This is a genomic window from Saccharothrix sp. CB00851, assembly GCF_001905065.1.
Lineage (GTDB): Bacteria > Actinomycetota > Actinomycetes > Mycobacteriales > Pseudonocardiaceae > Actinosynnema.
On record NZ_LWLC01000023.1, the window covers coordinates 375,303 to 388,806 of the forward strand.

The following is a 13,504-nucleotide window of genomic DNA, read 5'->3' on the forward strand; positions in this document are numbered from 1 at the left end:
CGCCTCGACCGGCCGCATGCCCCCGGCGGGTCCGCCGCACTCTCGGCTGCCGCCCTTCCACGGTGCCGCGGTCGCAGCGGGCGAACGCCTCGGGCGGCGGGTGTCGGGCACCGTCGCGCGCGGTCGCGTCACGGGAGTCGCGTGGTGTCACCGCCGACGCCGTCGTGGCCACGCTGCCGCCGGGGTCGGCGCGGCCAGCTCCCGCCAGGACCGGGCTGAGCGCGGCGTGACGGCAACCGCCGCCGTCGCCGTCACCTCGCCGCTGGAACGCTGCCTGACCAGTGATCGTCGCGTCCCGGCCCGCCGATGAACATCGCGGTGCCGTCGGGCCGAGACGCCGGTGGGGCGGCCGGAATGCTCCGACCGCCCCACCGGCGCGTGACGTGGCGTGCGCGTCAGCCACGTGGCGTGCGCGTCAGCCGTCCCCTTCCGTGCGGTGGTGCGGCAGTTCGCCGGGCTTGTTGGTGCGGTTGACGCTGAGCTTGTCGCTGAGCTCGGCCAGTTCGAGCAGCGCCAGGTGGTAGCGCGGGTGGTTCTTGGTGTAGCAGCCCTTGCCCAACGTGTGGTTGTAGGCGGGGCAGGTGCCGTCGGGCTGCACGCTCAGGTGCGAGGCGGTCGCCAGGATGCCGAGCGAGTTGTCGACGCGCGGCATGTAGCGGTCGCCGATGGAGGAGCCCGCGGAGGCCAGGAGGAGGAATGCGGCCACGAGCGCGCCCAGGCCGAGTGAGGGTGAGGAGAGTGCGGCGCGGACGCGGGCGACGGTGTCGAAGCGCCGGACGCCGTAGTAGGCGGCGAAGCCGGTGAGCAGGAGCAGGCAGTAGAGGAGTTCGGCGGTGCTGCGGGGGTAGAGCTGCACGGCGTCGGCGGCGTACATCTGGGAGCCGAAGTGGAAGCGCAGCAGCCAGGCGCCGGCGAAGACGCAGGTAAGGGTGATGACGATGGTGCGGCGGCGGGCGACGGCGATCGCGGTGGCCAGGCCGATGAGGGCGAGGATGGTGAACAGGCCGACGCCGCCGATCTCGCCGGGTGGGGGCCAGGGGCCGGTGTTGCCGGGGAGATCGGTGCGCCACATGGCGATGTAGGTGGGTTCGGTCCAGGTGTCCCAGTAAAAGTAGCGGTCCTTGACCGAGCCGGAGGCGTCGAGCAGGCCGAAGAGGTGGTTGTAGGACACGGCGACGAAGACGGCGGCGGTGATCGCGACGAGGGTGAGGCCCTTGGCCCAGCCGGTGCGCCAGGGGAACAGCACGAGGGCGGCGACCACGATGCCGGGTGCGGACCAGACGAACCAGCCGGAGTAGATGAGGAAGATCACGCCGAGGGCGAGGCCGAAGCCGATGGCGGGCAGGACGATGCCGCGCCAGGTGGTGTCGCCGGCGCGCCGGAGTCGGCGGAGCAGGGCGAGCAGCACGGGCACCATCACGACGAGCATGATCGTGGTGTAGGGCTTGTACGGCTCGATGAGGACGATGGCGGGGAGCACGCCGAGGGCGAGTGCCCACATGGGGGACAGCAGGAGTCGCCAGGCGAGGTAGGCGACGGGTCCGAACAGGGCGGTGCCAACGATCTGCAGGGGTTTGAGGAGGTTGTCGGGCGCGGTGTCGGTGAGCTGGGAGAGCCAGGCGGTGAGGTGGATCCAGGCGGGTGGGTAGTCGTCCTTCATGGTGCCGGTGTCGATGAGGGCTTGTGCCCAGTCGCTGAGGGTGCCGGCGTCGCCGTAGTTGGCGAACAGTCCCCAGGACGTGCCGCGCAGGGCGATCAGGATGGCGCCGGCGACGAGGCCGCTGAACAGGCCGGCCGCGGCGGCGGCGGTGAGTCGGCGGGCGGTGGGTGCGTGGGCGGCCCAGCGGACGCGGGCGGTGATCACGACGAGGATCAGCAGCACGAGGACGATGAGGGCGTAGCGGAGTTGGAGTCCGGCGAGGCCGCTGATCTGGCCGATCCGGTCGAGGGGGTTGACCTCGATGCGGCGGGCGAGCAACACCATGAGCGCAGCGGCAGCCACGGACACGACGGCTTCGGCGGCGAAGAGCCATCCTCTGCGGGGTTGTGCGGTGGTGGTGGGCGGCGGCGGGGGGTGCTCGGGGCTGGTCCGCGGCGGTTGTTCTGGCGCGGTCGACAGCACCGTTGATCACTTCCTCACGGGTTTGGTGGTTCCGAATGCGTGGCGGACGAGGACTTTGGCGCTGGCGGTCTGCCGGGAGGTGACGGCGCCGGGGAGCATGAGCAGGGCGTGGAGTCGGGAGGAGAGGTGCAGGCGGGCGGCTTTGGCGGCGCGGTGCCAGCCGATGCGGTCCAGGTGTTCGGCGACGTCGACGAAGAAGTCGCGTTCTTCGGTGAAGCGGCCGCCGAGGGAGGCCAGGGCGGAGGAGACGCTGGCGTTGTGGCGGCGGTACTGGAAGCAGACGTCGGGGACGACGGCGAGTTGTCCGCCGCGTTGGAGCAGGTCGAGCATGAGGGCGAGGTCGAGGACGACGCTGAGGCCTTGGCGGAAGCCGAGGTCTTTGAGGGCTTCGCGGCGCCAGCACAGGGAGGGGAAGTAGGTCCAGTTGCCGCGCAGGAGGCTGATCGCGAGGTCTTCGCCGCCGAGGAGTTTGGGGGTGGTGGTGTCGGGGGCGTAGATGCCGCGTTTGACGCGGTCGGTGAGGGGTCGGACGACCTGGCCGGTGCTGTCGATGACTTCGACGCCTGCTTGGACGACGTCGGCGTCGGGGTAGCGCTGGATGGTCCGGCGGATGGTGCTGACGTAGTTGGGCAGCATGGCGTCGTCGGAGCCCATGACCACGAGGAAGTCGCGTTCGGCGAGGTCGAGGCACTTCTGGAAGTTGGCGTTGATGCCGAGGTTGGCTTCGTTGCGCTGGTAGTGGATGCGGTTGTCGCGCAGCGCGTCGAACCACTCGGGCAGGCCGTTGTCGGTGGCGCTGTCGTCGATGACGGTGAGGTGCCAGTCGGTGTCGTCCTGGGTGATGATGCTGCGCACCGCGGTCTTGAGGTACGAGGTGTCCCCGTAGTGGGGGAGCATGATGTCGATGCCGTTCATGGTCACCTCGTAGGACCGACGATCAGGTTGCGGTGTGGTGCACCCATCCCCTTTGCCACGACCCTTCCCCTTGTGCCCTGTCCTTGGTGGTTCCACCCGAGGGCCGGGGATACCGGCGTTGCGGAGGTGGCGAGGAGGCAGCCTACTGTGTTGGCGGTGGGGGCAGGCATCATGCCCCGTTTTGGTTGTGGGGTGCTGTCGGTGTGGGCGTTTTTATCGGTTTCGGGGTGCGTGGGGTTACAGGGTTGTGGCGGTCGTGGGTCATTCGTGGTCGTGGGCGGGGTGGGCGGCGGGTGGAACGTTCGGTGAAAAGTTCGTGGCCGTTGTAGGTGGCGGTGGCTATTTGCCTCGCTGTTGATGTGTCGGGTGGAATGGCAGCGTTCCACGGTTATGGGGTGTCTTCGGCGGGTGGGTGTTCCGCCCGGTTGTTCGGCTTGTTCGGCGCGGTCGCGGTGCCGGGGTGCGCGGTCGGGTGTCATCTGATCGTGAAACTTTCACCTGGTCGTGCGACGGGGGCGTGGGCGCGTTCGGCGGCTTCGGCGGTGCTGAGGGTGTGGCCGACGTGGGTGAGCAGGAGGCGTCGGGCGGCGCGGCCGGCGGTGGCGGCGTCTTCGGGGGAGCAGTGGTGTGGTCCGGTGCCGTCGGCTTCGCAGAGGAACAGGTCGGCGCCGTCGGCGAGCTCGTCGAGGGCCGGGCAGGGGCCGGTGTCGCCGGAGTAGGCGAAGGCGGTGTCGTCGTGGGTGGCGCGCAGGCCGAAGGCGGGTAGGCCGTGGTGGACGGCGTGGCTGGTGAGGGTGATGTCGCCGATCTCGGTGTGGTGGTGGTCGTGCAGTTCGTGGACGTCGAACGCGGCGGCGGCCGGGTTGGGGGTGGCGCCGGCGAGGAAGTGTTCGAGTCGGTCGGCGAGTCCGGGTGGGCCGTAGAGCGGGATGGGTGCGCGGGGTTGGTGGTCGGCGAACAGGAGTGCGTAGTAGTAGGGCAGCAGGTCGGCGGCGTGGTCGGCGTGGGTGTGGCTGATCCACACGGCGTCGAGCAGGTCGGGTCGGTGGTGGCGTTGCAGCTCGGCGAGGGCGCCGGGGCCGGCGTCGACCCAGATGGCGGTGTGCTCGGTGCGCAGGAGGTAGCCGGAGCAGGGGTTGCCGGGGCGCGGGTAGGGCGTGGCGGTGCCCAGGACGGTGAGGCGGAAGGTCACGGGGCAGTGTGGCGCAGGACGTGCACGCCCGCCGCGGTTTTCAGGTAGGCCCAGGTGGTGGTGCCGGTGGTGGCGAGGCCGACGTGGGAGGCGGAGGTGCGGGCGAGGTCGTCGGGCAGGGCGACGGTGGTCCAGTTCTCGCCGGTCCAGCGGTGGAAGGCGGGTCTGGTTTCGAAGGAGCGGCGGGTGGCGCGGACGCCCCAGGTCCAGCCCGCGGCGACGCCGTGGACGCTGAGGCGGCCGGTGTCGTCGGGGGTGGGGACGGCGTTCCACTGGCTGCCGTCCCAGCGGTGCACGCGCAGGCCTTCGGTGTCGCGGACGTGGCCGAGCCAGATGTCGTCGGGTGCGGTCGCGGCGAGGCGGGCGACGTGGCCGCGTTCGAGGCGTGGTCCGGCCATCTCGGTCCAGGTGTGGCCGTCCCAGTGGACGAGGACGGGGTAGTCGTAGGTGGCGGGTCCGGCGCCGGCGAGGCCTCCGCCGCCGGCCCAGACGTCGTGGGGTGCGGTGGCGGTGATGGTCTGCAGTCCTTCGCGGGCGGAGGACAGGGCGGTGCGCAGGCGCCAGTGGGTGCCGTCGTAGTGGAGGGCGTCGCGGCCGGTGCCGACGACGTGGACGTCGTCGCGGGCGACGGCGGCGACGGCTTTGGCCCAGGTGATGGGTGGTGTGGTGACGGTCTGCCAGGTGGTGCCGTCGTAGTGCAGGACGAGGGGGTGGCCGGCGCTGTTGCCGACCGCCCAGACGTCGTCGGGCGCGGTGGCGGACACGCCGGACAGGCTCGCCGGGGCGGGCAGGGCGGGCAGCGGTTCCTCGTGCCAGGTCTCGCCGGTCCAGCTCAGCACCAGTGGTGCCGACGGGCGGCTGGTGAACACGCCGGTGGTGCCCGCCAGCCAGGCGTGGTGCTCGCCGGCGGTCGCCAGGTCGGCCAGTGCGGTGCTGGGCGGCAGCACGGGCACCGGCACGGGTCGGAACAAGCCAACTCCCCCTCGATGGGTCGTCCCCCGACTCATCGCATGATCCAGCTCATCGGCCGGGGTGCCGCCGCGCCAGCCGCCGAACGGCGGGTTGTGGTTGGCGCAACCGCACGCCCCCTACTCTTCGCGGGCGCGTTGTTCGAGGTAGCGAGGCCGAGGATCTGCTTCCAGTCGGTGTCGGCGGCGGTGCGGGCTTCGGCGTGCAGGGCGGCGATGGCGGCTTGGAGTTGGTAGGGGCCGATCGCGGTGGTGGTGAGCGCGTGGCGGACCAGGCGGGTGCCTTCGGCGATCAGGGTGGCGTCCCAGCGGGTGCGGTCCTGGTCGGCGAGCGGCACGAGTGAGCCGTCGGGTCGGGTGCGTGCGGGTCGGCGGGCGTCGGTGAGCAGCATCAGGGCCAGCAGTCCGGCGGTTTCGCCGTCGTGGGGCAGTCGGGTGTGCAGGGCGCGGGTGAGGCGGACGGCTTCGCCGGAGAGGTCGACGCGGTGCAGGTCGGTGCCGGAGCTGGCGGTGTGGCCTTCGGTGAACACGAGGTAGAGGACGTGGCGGACGGCGTCGAACCGGTGGTCGGGTTCGGTGGCGGGTGGCAGGTCGAAGCGGGCGCCGGTGGCTTTGATGCGTTGTTTGGCGCGGCTGATGCGCTGGGCGACGGTGGTTTCGGGTACCAGGAACGCGCGGGCGATCTCGGCGGTGGTCAGTCCGCCCACGGCGCGCAGCGTCAACGCGACCTGGGACGGGGGTGTGAGCGCCGGGTGGCAGCACAGCACGAGCAGCGTGAGGGTGTCGTCGATGCCGGGTGCGGGTTCCGGGGCGGGTGGGGTGAGTGCGAACGCGGTTTCCTCGCGGCGTCGGCGTGCGGTGTCGGATCGCCACAGCTCGATGCGGCGTCGGGACGCGACGGTGATCAGCCAGCCGGTGGGGTTGTCGGGTGTCCCGCCGGCGGGCCATTGGGTGGCGGCGGCGAGCAGCGCTTCCTGGACGGCGTCCTCGCAGGCGTCGAAGTCGCCGTGGTGGCGTACCAGGGCGCCGAGGACGCGTGGCGCGAGTTCGCGCAGGAGGGGGCCGATCGGGGTCACCGCAGGAAGTCGTCCAGGCCGGGCCGGGCGGGCCGCACCTCGACCAGTTCGACCTGTGGTTCCGCTCCACGGTGTGCCTGCGGCGGGTGGACGGGGTGTGGCGCATCGCGCACGAGCACACGTCGACCCCGTTCTACATGGACGGCAGCTTCAGCGCGGCCCTGGACCTGACGCCGTGAGGGCCGCGGTCAACGCGTCCAGCGCGGCGCGGTAGGCGTGGTCGGGCGGGGTCGCGTACCCCACCACCAGGCCCTGCCGCGTCGCGGTGCGCGGGTCGTGGTGGTGGTCGCGCAGCCCGGACAACGCCAGGCCGTGCGCGGCGGCCCGGGTCAGCACGGCGGTCTCGTCCGGGTGTTCGACCAGGACGTGCAGACCGGCCGAGACGCCGTGCACCGGCACGCCGAGGCCGTCGAGTCGGCGCACCAGCAGGTCGCGTCGTCGCCGGTAGCGCAGCCGGCAGCCGCGGATGTGCCGGTCGTAGGCGTGGGTGCCGATCAGGTCGGCCAGGGCGAGCTGTCCGACGACCTCGGTGTGGTGGTCGGCGTGCAGCTTGGCGTCCACGACCGGGTCCACCCAGCGCGGCGGCAGCACCAGCCAGCCCAGCCGCACTCCCGGTCCGATCGTCTTCGACGCGCTGCCCGCGTAGACCACGTGGTCGGGTGCGGTGCCCTGGACGGCGCCCAGCGGCTGCCGGTCGTAGCGGAACTCGCCGTCGTAGTCGTCCTCGACCAGCAGCGCGCGCGATTCCCGCGCCCACGCGGTCAAGGCGTTTCGTCGTGCCGGGTGCAGCGGCACGCCGGTCGGGTACTGGTGCGCCGGTGTCACGACCGCGGCCGCGACGTCGCCCGGCGGCGTGGCGCCCCGGTCGTCCACCGGCAACGGCACCACGGGGCGTCCGGTGCGGGTCACCACGTCCCGGTGGAACGGCAGGCCGGGGTCCTCCATCGCCACCGGCCCGTCCAGCACCGATGCCAGCAGCGCCAGCGCCTGCACGTACCCGGAGGTCACCACGATCCGCTCCGGTGACGCCTGCACGCCGCGGGTGCGGCCCAGGTACTCGGTCAGCGCCGCGCGCAGCTCGATCCGGCCGCGGGGATCGCCGTACCCGTGCGCGCTCGCCGGTGCGGCCGCGAGCGCCCGGCGGGTGGCGCGTGACCAGGCGGCCGCGGGGAACGTGGACACGTCGGGGCTGCCGGGCGTCAGGTCGTGCCGCGGTCGCGGTGTGTCCGGTGCGGGTGTCGTGGTGGGTGTGGCGGGCCGGGGGAGCGGTGCGACCTGCGTGCCGGCGCCCCGGCGTGCGGTCAGGTAGCCCTCGGCCACCAGCTGGTCGTAGGCGGCGGCGACCGTGTTGCGGGCCAGTCCGAGTTCCAGGGCCAGCTTGCGGGTCGCGGGCAGCCGGGCGCCGGGGGCCAGCCGGCCGGCCCGGACCGCGTCCCGCAACGCGCGCTCCAACGCCGCGCGCCGCGACAACGCGGGGTCGAGCTCCACGTGCAGGTCGACCCCCGCGACGGCCCACTGGTCAGCCACGGGACCGGACCTTAGCCGGGCCGGACCACCGGCGACGCCGGGTAGCAGAGCAACCTGACGCGATGCCCCGTGGTGGGCGCAGCCGGCAGTATCGGACGTGGTGATCACGTGATCACCACGTGGACCCGGGTCGGGTCGCCGGTCGACCGCGACCCGGAGTCGAGACGGGAGCCGATGTGACCAGGACCGATGTGACCACGGCTGCCAAGGCGCTGCGGGCGCTGCACGTGCCGGGCGACCCGCTGGTGGTGCCCAACGCGTGGGACGTCTCCTCCGCGCTGGTCTTCGCCGAGGCCGGGCACCCGGCGGTGGCGACGACCAGTGTCGCCGTGGCCGCCGCCTTGGGGTTCGCCGACGGGCACGACATGCCCGCCGACGTGGCGTTCGGCGCCGTGCGCCGGATCTCCGACGCCGTCGCCGTGCCGGTGACCACCGACATCGAGCGGGGCTACGACCTGCCGCCCGCCCGGATCGCCGAACGCCTGGCGCAGGCGGGTGCGGCGGGCTGCAACCTGGAGGACTCCGATCCCCGCACCAAGGCCATGGTCGACCTCGAGGAGCAGGCCGCGTTCCTGGCCGCCGTGCGCGCCGCGGACGCCGACCTGGTGATCAACGCCCGGATCGACGAGTTCGTCCACGGCGACGGCTCGTTCGACGCCGCCGTGAGCCGCGCGCGGGCCTACTTCGAGGCGGGCGTGGACTGCGTCTACCCGCTGCGGGTGCCCGGTGACCGGATCGCCGAGTTCGTCCAGGCCGTCGGCGGCCGTCCGGTGAACATCGCGCACGGTCCCGGCGCGCCCGCGCCGAAGGACCTCGGCGCGCTGGGCGTCGCCCGGGTCAGCTTCGGGCCCGGCCTGCACAACGTGCTGATGAACCAGCTCGCGAAGACCGCGGCCGACATGCTCGACGGCAGCAGCCCCTACCGCGCCTGAACTACCCACCGGTAACGCCCGTTAGGGTGACGTCCCATGGGCGAGTGGGACGTCGACACGCGGGTGGACGCGGCGGGGGACGGGCGGTTCACCGGCCACCTCACCGACCGCTGGAGCAGCGGCGGCGGGCGGCCCAACGGCGGCTACCTCGTCGCGTTCTGCCTGCGCGCGCTCGGCGAGGTGCTGCCGCACCCCGACCCGCTCGTCGTCGGCGCCCACTACCTGCGGCCCGGCGTCGTCGGACCGGTCCGCGTCGACACCGAGGTGGTGCGCGCCGGGCGGCGGCTGTCCACCGGCGAGGCGCGCCTGGTCTGCGGTGACCGCGAAGTGCTGCGGGTCGTCGCCTCCTACGCCGACCTCGACGCCGCCACCGGCCGCACGCTCGTCCTCGGCGAGGCGCCCGACCTGCCGCCGCCGGACGAGTGCGTGGACGTCTACGGCGGCCGGCGACTGCCCGGGGTCACCGTCGCCGACCGCGTCGACCTGCGCGCGCCCAAGCCGCACGGCTGGGCGCAGGGCCGACCCACCGGCACCCCGCACACCGAGTTCTGGATCCGCTTCGCCGACGGCCGCCCCGCCGACACCGCGAGCCTGGCGTCGCTGGCCGACTCCGCCGCGCCCGCCGTCCTCGAACTCGGCGAGACCGACTCCGCCACCGTCGAACTCACCGTCCACGTGCGTGCCCGGCCCGCGTCGGCCTGGCTCGCCGCCCGCGTCACGACCCGGTACCTCGTCGGCGGCTACCACGAGGAAGACGTCGAACTGTGGGACACGACCGGGCAGCTGGTCGCCCAGTCGCGCCAACTCGCCCTGCTGACCGGCCGATAATCGGCAGCCCCACCGGCCCACCCTCGATATCCTTGACCCAAATGAACCAGATGTCGCACGCTGACCTGCGCCAACGCCTGTCCGAACTGATGTCGCGGGACCAGCGGAGGCTGGCACGCAGGCTCGACGGGGCGCGCAAGGTCCGCGACGACTCCGCCCGCGCCGCCGTCCTGGCCGAGATCGCGGCCGACGTCGAGGCCGCCGAGCTGCGCGTCGCCCTGCGCCGCGAGGCCGTGCCGAAGATCACCTACCCGCCCGAGCTGCCGGTCAGCGCCCGCAAGGACGACATCGCCGCGCTCATCCGCGACCACCAGGTCGTGATCGTCGCCGGCGAGACCGGTTCGGGCAAGACCACCCAGCTGCCCAAGATCTGCCTCGAACTCGGCCGCGGCGTGCTCGGCCAGATCGGGCACACCCAGCCCCGCCGGCTCGCCGCGCGCACCGTCGCCGAGCGCGTCGCCCAGGAGCTGGACACGCCGTTGGGCAGCGCGATCGGCTACAAGGTCAGGTTCACCGACCAGTCCGGCGAGGACACGCTGGTCAAGCTCATGACCGACGGCATCCTGCTGGCCGAGATCCAGACCGACCGGATGCTGTCGCGCTACGACACGATCATCATCGACGAGGCGCACGAACGCAGCCTCAACGTCGACTTCCTGCTCGGCTACCTCAAGCAGCTGCTGCCCAAGCGGCCCGACCTCAAGGTCGTCATCACCTCCGCCACGATCGACCCGCAGCGGTTCTCCCGGCACTTCGGCGACGCCCCGGTCATCGAGGTCTCCGGCCGCACCTACCCCGTCGAGGTCCGCTATCGCCCGATCGTGGACCCCGAGGACCCCGACGCCGACCCGGACCGCGACCAGACGCAGGCCATCTGCGACGCGGTGCGCGAACTGCAGGCCGAAGGGCCCGGCGACGTGCTGGTGTTCCTGTCCGGCGAACGCGAGATCCGCGACACCGCCGACGCGCTGGCCGCGCTGGAACTGCGCGACACCGAGATCCTGCCGCTGTACGCGCGGCTGTCGTTCGGCGAGCAGCACCGCGTGTTCCAGCCCCACCGCGGGCGCCGCGTCGTGCTGGCCACCAACGTCGCCGAGACGTCGCTGACCGTGCCCGGCATCAAGTACGTCGTGGACCCCGGCACCGCCCGCATCTCCCGCTACAGCCACCGCCTCAAGGTGCAGCGGCTGCCCATCGAACCGGTGTCGCAGGCGTCGGCCAACCAGCGCAAGGGCCGCTGCGGCCGCGTGTCGGAGGGCATCTGCGTCCGCCTCTACAGCGAGGACGACTTCGACGCGCGCCCGGAGTTCACCGACCCGGAGATCCTGCGCACCAACCTCGCCTCGGTCATCCTGCAGATGACCTCCATCGGGCTGGGCGACATCGCCGCGTTCCCGTTCATCGACCCGCCCGAGGCCCGCAACATCACCGACGGCGTGCAGCTGCTGCAGGAACTGGGCGCGATCCTGCCCGCCGAGCAGAAGCTCACCACGCTGGGACGCAAGCTCGCCCAGCTGCCCGTCGACCCCCGCCTGGCCCGCATGGTCATCGAGGCCGACCGCAACGGCTGCGTCCGCGAGGTCATGGTCATCGCCGCCGCCCTGTCCATCCAGGACCCCCGCGAACGCCCCTCGGACAAGCAGCAGGCCGCCGACGAGTTCCACGGCCGGTTCAAAGACCCCGACTCCGACTTCACCGCGTTCCTCAACCTGTGGCAGTACCTGCGCGACAAGCAGAAGGAGCTGTCCAGCAACCAGTTCCGCCGGCTGTGCCGCGCCGAGTTCCTCAACTACCTGCGCGTGCGCGAGTGGCAGGACATCTACCAGCAGTTGCGGCAGGTCGCGAAGACCCTCGGCGTGCACGTCAACGACCAGCCCGCCGACCCGCGCAACATCCACGTCTCGCTGCTGTCCGGGCTGCTGTCCCACATCGGCGTCAAGGACGTCCCCAAACGTGACCCGGGCAAGCGTGCCGCGACCGAGTACCTGGGCGCCCGCAACGCGAAATTCGCGATCTTCCCCGGCTCCGCCCTGTTCCGCAAACCACCCCAGTGGGTGATGGCCGCCGAACTGGTCGAGACGTCGCGACTGTGGGGCCGCACCGTGGCCAAAATCGAACCCGAGTGGGCCGAGAAGCTCGCCGGGCACCTGGTCAAGCGCACCTACAGCGAACCGCACTGGGAAGCCAAACGCGGCTCCGTCGTCGCCTTGGAGAAGGTCACCCTCTACGGCGTGCCCATCGTCGCCTCCCGCAAGGTCGACTACGGGCGCATCGACCCCGAGCTGTCCCGCGAACTGTTCCTGCGCCACGCCCTCGTGCAGGGGGAGTGGACCACCCACCACAAGTTCTTCCACCGCAACCGGGAACTGCTCGCCGAGGTCGAGGAGCTGGAGAACCGGGCGCGGCGCCGCGACATCGTCGTGGACGACGACACCCTCTACGACTTCTACGACCAGCGCGTACCCGCCGACGTCGTCTCCGCCCGGCACTTCGACACCTGGTGGAAGAAGACCCGGCACACCCAGCCCGACCTGCTCACCTTCGACAAGGCGATGCTGGTCAACGACCGCGCCGCGGTCACCCCCGACGCCTACCCCGACCAGCTGCGCCGCGGCGGACTCACCCTGCCGCTGACCTACCGGTTCGAACCCGGCGCGGCCGTCGACGGCGTCACCGTCGAACTGCCCCTGCCCGCGCTGACCACCCTGCCCGACGACGCGCTGTCCTGGCAGGTACCCGGCCTGCGCACCGAGCTCGTCGTCGCGCTCATCCGGTCGCTGCCCAAACCCGTGCGCCGCAACTTCGTGCCCGTCCCCGACGTCGCCGCCGCCGCGCTGTCCGGCATCGACGCCGACGAACCGCTGCTGCCCGCGCTGGAACGGGAACTGCGCCGGCTGACCGGCGTCGTCGTGCCGCGCGAGCAGTGGCAGCTCGATCAGGTGCCCGAGCACCTCAAGCTCACGTTCCGCATCGTCGACGAGAACGACCGCGAACTCGCCCGCGGCAAGGACCTCGCCGCGCTCAAGGCCCGGCTGCGCGGGCAGCTGCGCGAAACGCTGGCCGCCGCCGCGAGCAACCTCGCCCGCACCGGCCTGACCACGTGGGACATCGGCGACCTGCCGCGCACCGTGCAGCGGCAGCGGTCCGGCATCGTCGTCACCGCCTACCCCGCCCTGGTCGACAAGGGCGACACCGTCGCGGTGGAGGTCCTCGACACCCCCGGACGCCAGCGGCAGGCCATGTGGCGCGGCACCCGCCGGCTGCTGCTGCTCAACACCCCGTCCCCGGTGAAAACCCTGCAACGCGGCCTGAACAACGCCGAGAAGCTCACCCTGACCCGCAACCCGCACGGCGGCGTCGCACCCCTGCTGGCCGACTGCATCGGCGCCGCCGTCGACAAGCTCCTGCGCGACGCCGGCGGCCCGGTGTGGACCGAGGCCGCGTTCACCAAGCTCACCGACCACGTCCGCCGCGGCCTGGGCGAGACCACGTTCGACGTCGTGCACAAGGTCCGCCGCGTCCTGGAAGTCGCCCAGGACGTCGAACTGCGCGTCAACGCCGTGCGCGGCCCCGTGTTCGAGGAGTCCCTGGCCGACATCCGCGCCCAGTTCACCGGCCTGGTGCACGCCGGTTTCGTCACCGAGGCCGGCGCCGACCGGCTCGTCGACGTGCACCGCTACCTGCAGGGCATCGCCCGCCGGCTGGAGAAGCTGCCCGAGAACGTCCGCCGCGACCAGGAGTGGATGGACCGCGTCCACGCCGTGCACGCCGAGTACCGCGAACTGCGCGCCGCCCTGCCCGCCGACGAACCGCACGACGAGCTGGACGAGGTGCGGTGGATGATCGAGGAACTGCGGCTGAGCTACTTCGCCCAGACCATCGGCACCCGCTACACCGTCTCCGACAAGCGGATCTTCAAAGCCCTCGACGCCGTGCCCCGCTAG

General features: G+C 72.2%; 10 protein-coding genes. 4 read left to right on the forward strand and 6 right to left on the reverse strand.

Going from position 1 to position 13,504, the window contains the following annotated elements:
• Nucleotides 1-415: 415 nt before the first annotated feature.
• The 5 genes from A6A25_RS23060 to A6A25_RS23080 all read right to left on the reverse strand — a co-directional run bounded on the left by A6A25_RS23060 (nt 416) and on the right by A6A25_RS23080 (nt 6,273).
• The gene (locus A6A25_RS23060) at nt 416-2,002 is read right to left on the reverse strand and encodes a hypothetical protein (RefSeq protein WP_143193338.1); all 1,587 of its coding nucleotides are present in this window, start codon (nt 2,000-2,002) and stop codon (nt 416-418) included.
• Between the two features lie 126 nt (nt 2,003-2,128).
• Entirely contained in the window at nt 2,129-3,037 is a 909-nt protein-coding gene (locus tag A6A25_RS23065; protein ID WP_073893129.1) for a glycosyltransferase family 2 protein, read from the reverse strand.
• 475 nt (nt 3,038-3,512) lie between these two features.
• Complete coding sequence (locus A6A25_RS23070) at nt 3,513-4,229, reverse strand: MBL fold metallo-hydrolase (RefSeq protein WP_073893131.1); 717 nt, start codon at nt 4,227-4,229, stop codon at nt 3,513-3,515.
• Nucleotides 4,226-5,200: a hypothetical protein gene (locus A6A25_RS23075; RefSeq protein WP_143193339.1), complete on the reverse strand. Its 975-nt coding sequence runs from the start codon at nt 5,198-5,200 to the stop codon at nt 4,226-4,228. The genes A6A25_RS23070 and A6A25_RS23075 overlap by 4 nt, the downstream gene beginning before the upstream one ends.
• A gap of 32 nt (nt 5,201-5,232) precedes the next feature.
• Nucleotides 5,233-6,273: an RNA polymerase sigma factor gene (locus A6A25_RS23080; protein WP_241828860.1), complete on the reverse strand. Its 1,041-nt coding sequence runs from the start codon at nt 6,271-6,273 to the stop codon at nt 5,233-5,235.
• On the opposite strand from A6A25_RS23080, the gene A6A25_RS42405 reads away from it, so the two are divergent.
• Nucleotides 6,234-6,452 (forward strand): nuclear transport factor 2 family protein, encoded by a 219-nt coding sequence (locus A6A25_RS42405; RefSeq protein WP_083668593.1) that lies wholly within the window; start codon nt 6,234-6,236, stop codon nt 6,450-6,452. The genes A6A25_RS23080 and A6A25_RS42405 overlap by 40 nt on opposite strands.
• On the opposite strand, the gene pdxR is transcribed toward A6A25_RS42405, so the two are convergent.
• A complete protein-coding gene (gene pdxR / locus A6A25_RS23090) occupies nt 6,424-7,800 on the reverse strand; it encodes a MocR-like pyridoxine biosynthesis transcription factor PdxR (RefSeq protein ID WP_073893134.1) in 1,377 nt (458 codons plus the stop codon). The two genes, A6A25_RS42405 and pdxR, sit on opposite strands and share 29 nt — an antisense overlap.
• Before the next feature lie 176 nt (nt 7,801-7,976).
• Here pdxR and A6A25_RS23095 point away from each other — a divergent pair, with 176 nt between their 5' ends.
• Genes A6A25_RS23095 through hrpA form a run of 3 tightly spaced genes read left to right on the forward strand, consistent with a single transcriptional unit; the run spans nt 7,977 to nt 13,504 of the window.
• Nucleotides 7,977-8,732 (forward strand): isocitrate lyase/PEP mutase family protein, encoded by a 756-nt coding sequence (locus A6A25_RS23095; RefSeq protein ID WP_073893135.1) that lies wholly within the window; start codon nt 7,977-7,979, stop codon nt 8,730-8,732.
• A 36-nt stretch (nt 8,733-8,768) separates the two neighbouring features.
• The gene (locus A6A25_RS23100) at nt 8,769-9,560 is read left to right on the forward strand and encodes a thioesterase family protein (RefSeq protein WP_073893137.1); all 792 of its coding nucleotides are present in this window, start codon (nt 8,769-8,771) and stop codon (nt 9,558-9,560) included.
• A 41-nt stretch (nt 9,561-9,601) separates the two neighbouring features.
• Nucleotides 9,602-13,504, forward strand: a complete 3,903-nt coding sequence (gene hrpA, locus A6A25_RS23105) for an ATP-dependent RNA helicase HrpA (protein WP_143193340.1) — start codon at nt 9,602-9,604, stop codon at nt 13,502-13,504.

Bases quoted from the DNA above. Each gene is read 5' to 3' on its own strand.
- A6A25_RS23065 (WP_073893129.1), bottom strand. From the start codon at position 3,037: ATGAACGGCATCGACATCATGCTCCCCCACTACGGGGACACCTCGTAC.
- A6A25_RS23100 (WP_073893137.1), top strand. From the start codon at position 8,769: ATGGGCGAGTGGGACGTCGACACGCGGGTGGACGCGGCGGGGGACGGG.
- hrpA (WP_143193340.1), top strand. From the start codon at position 9,602: ATGAACCAGATGTCGCACGCTGACCTGCGCCAACGCCTGTCCGAACTG.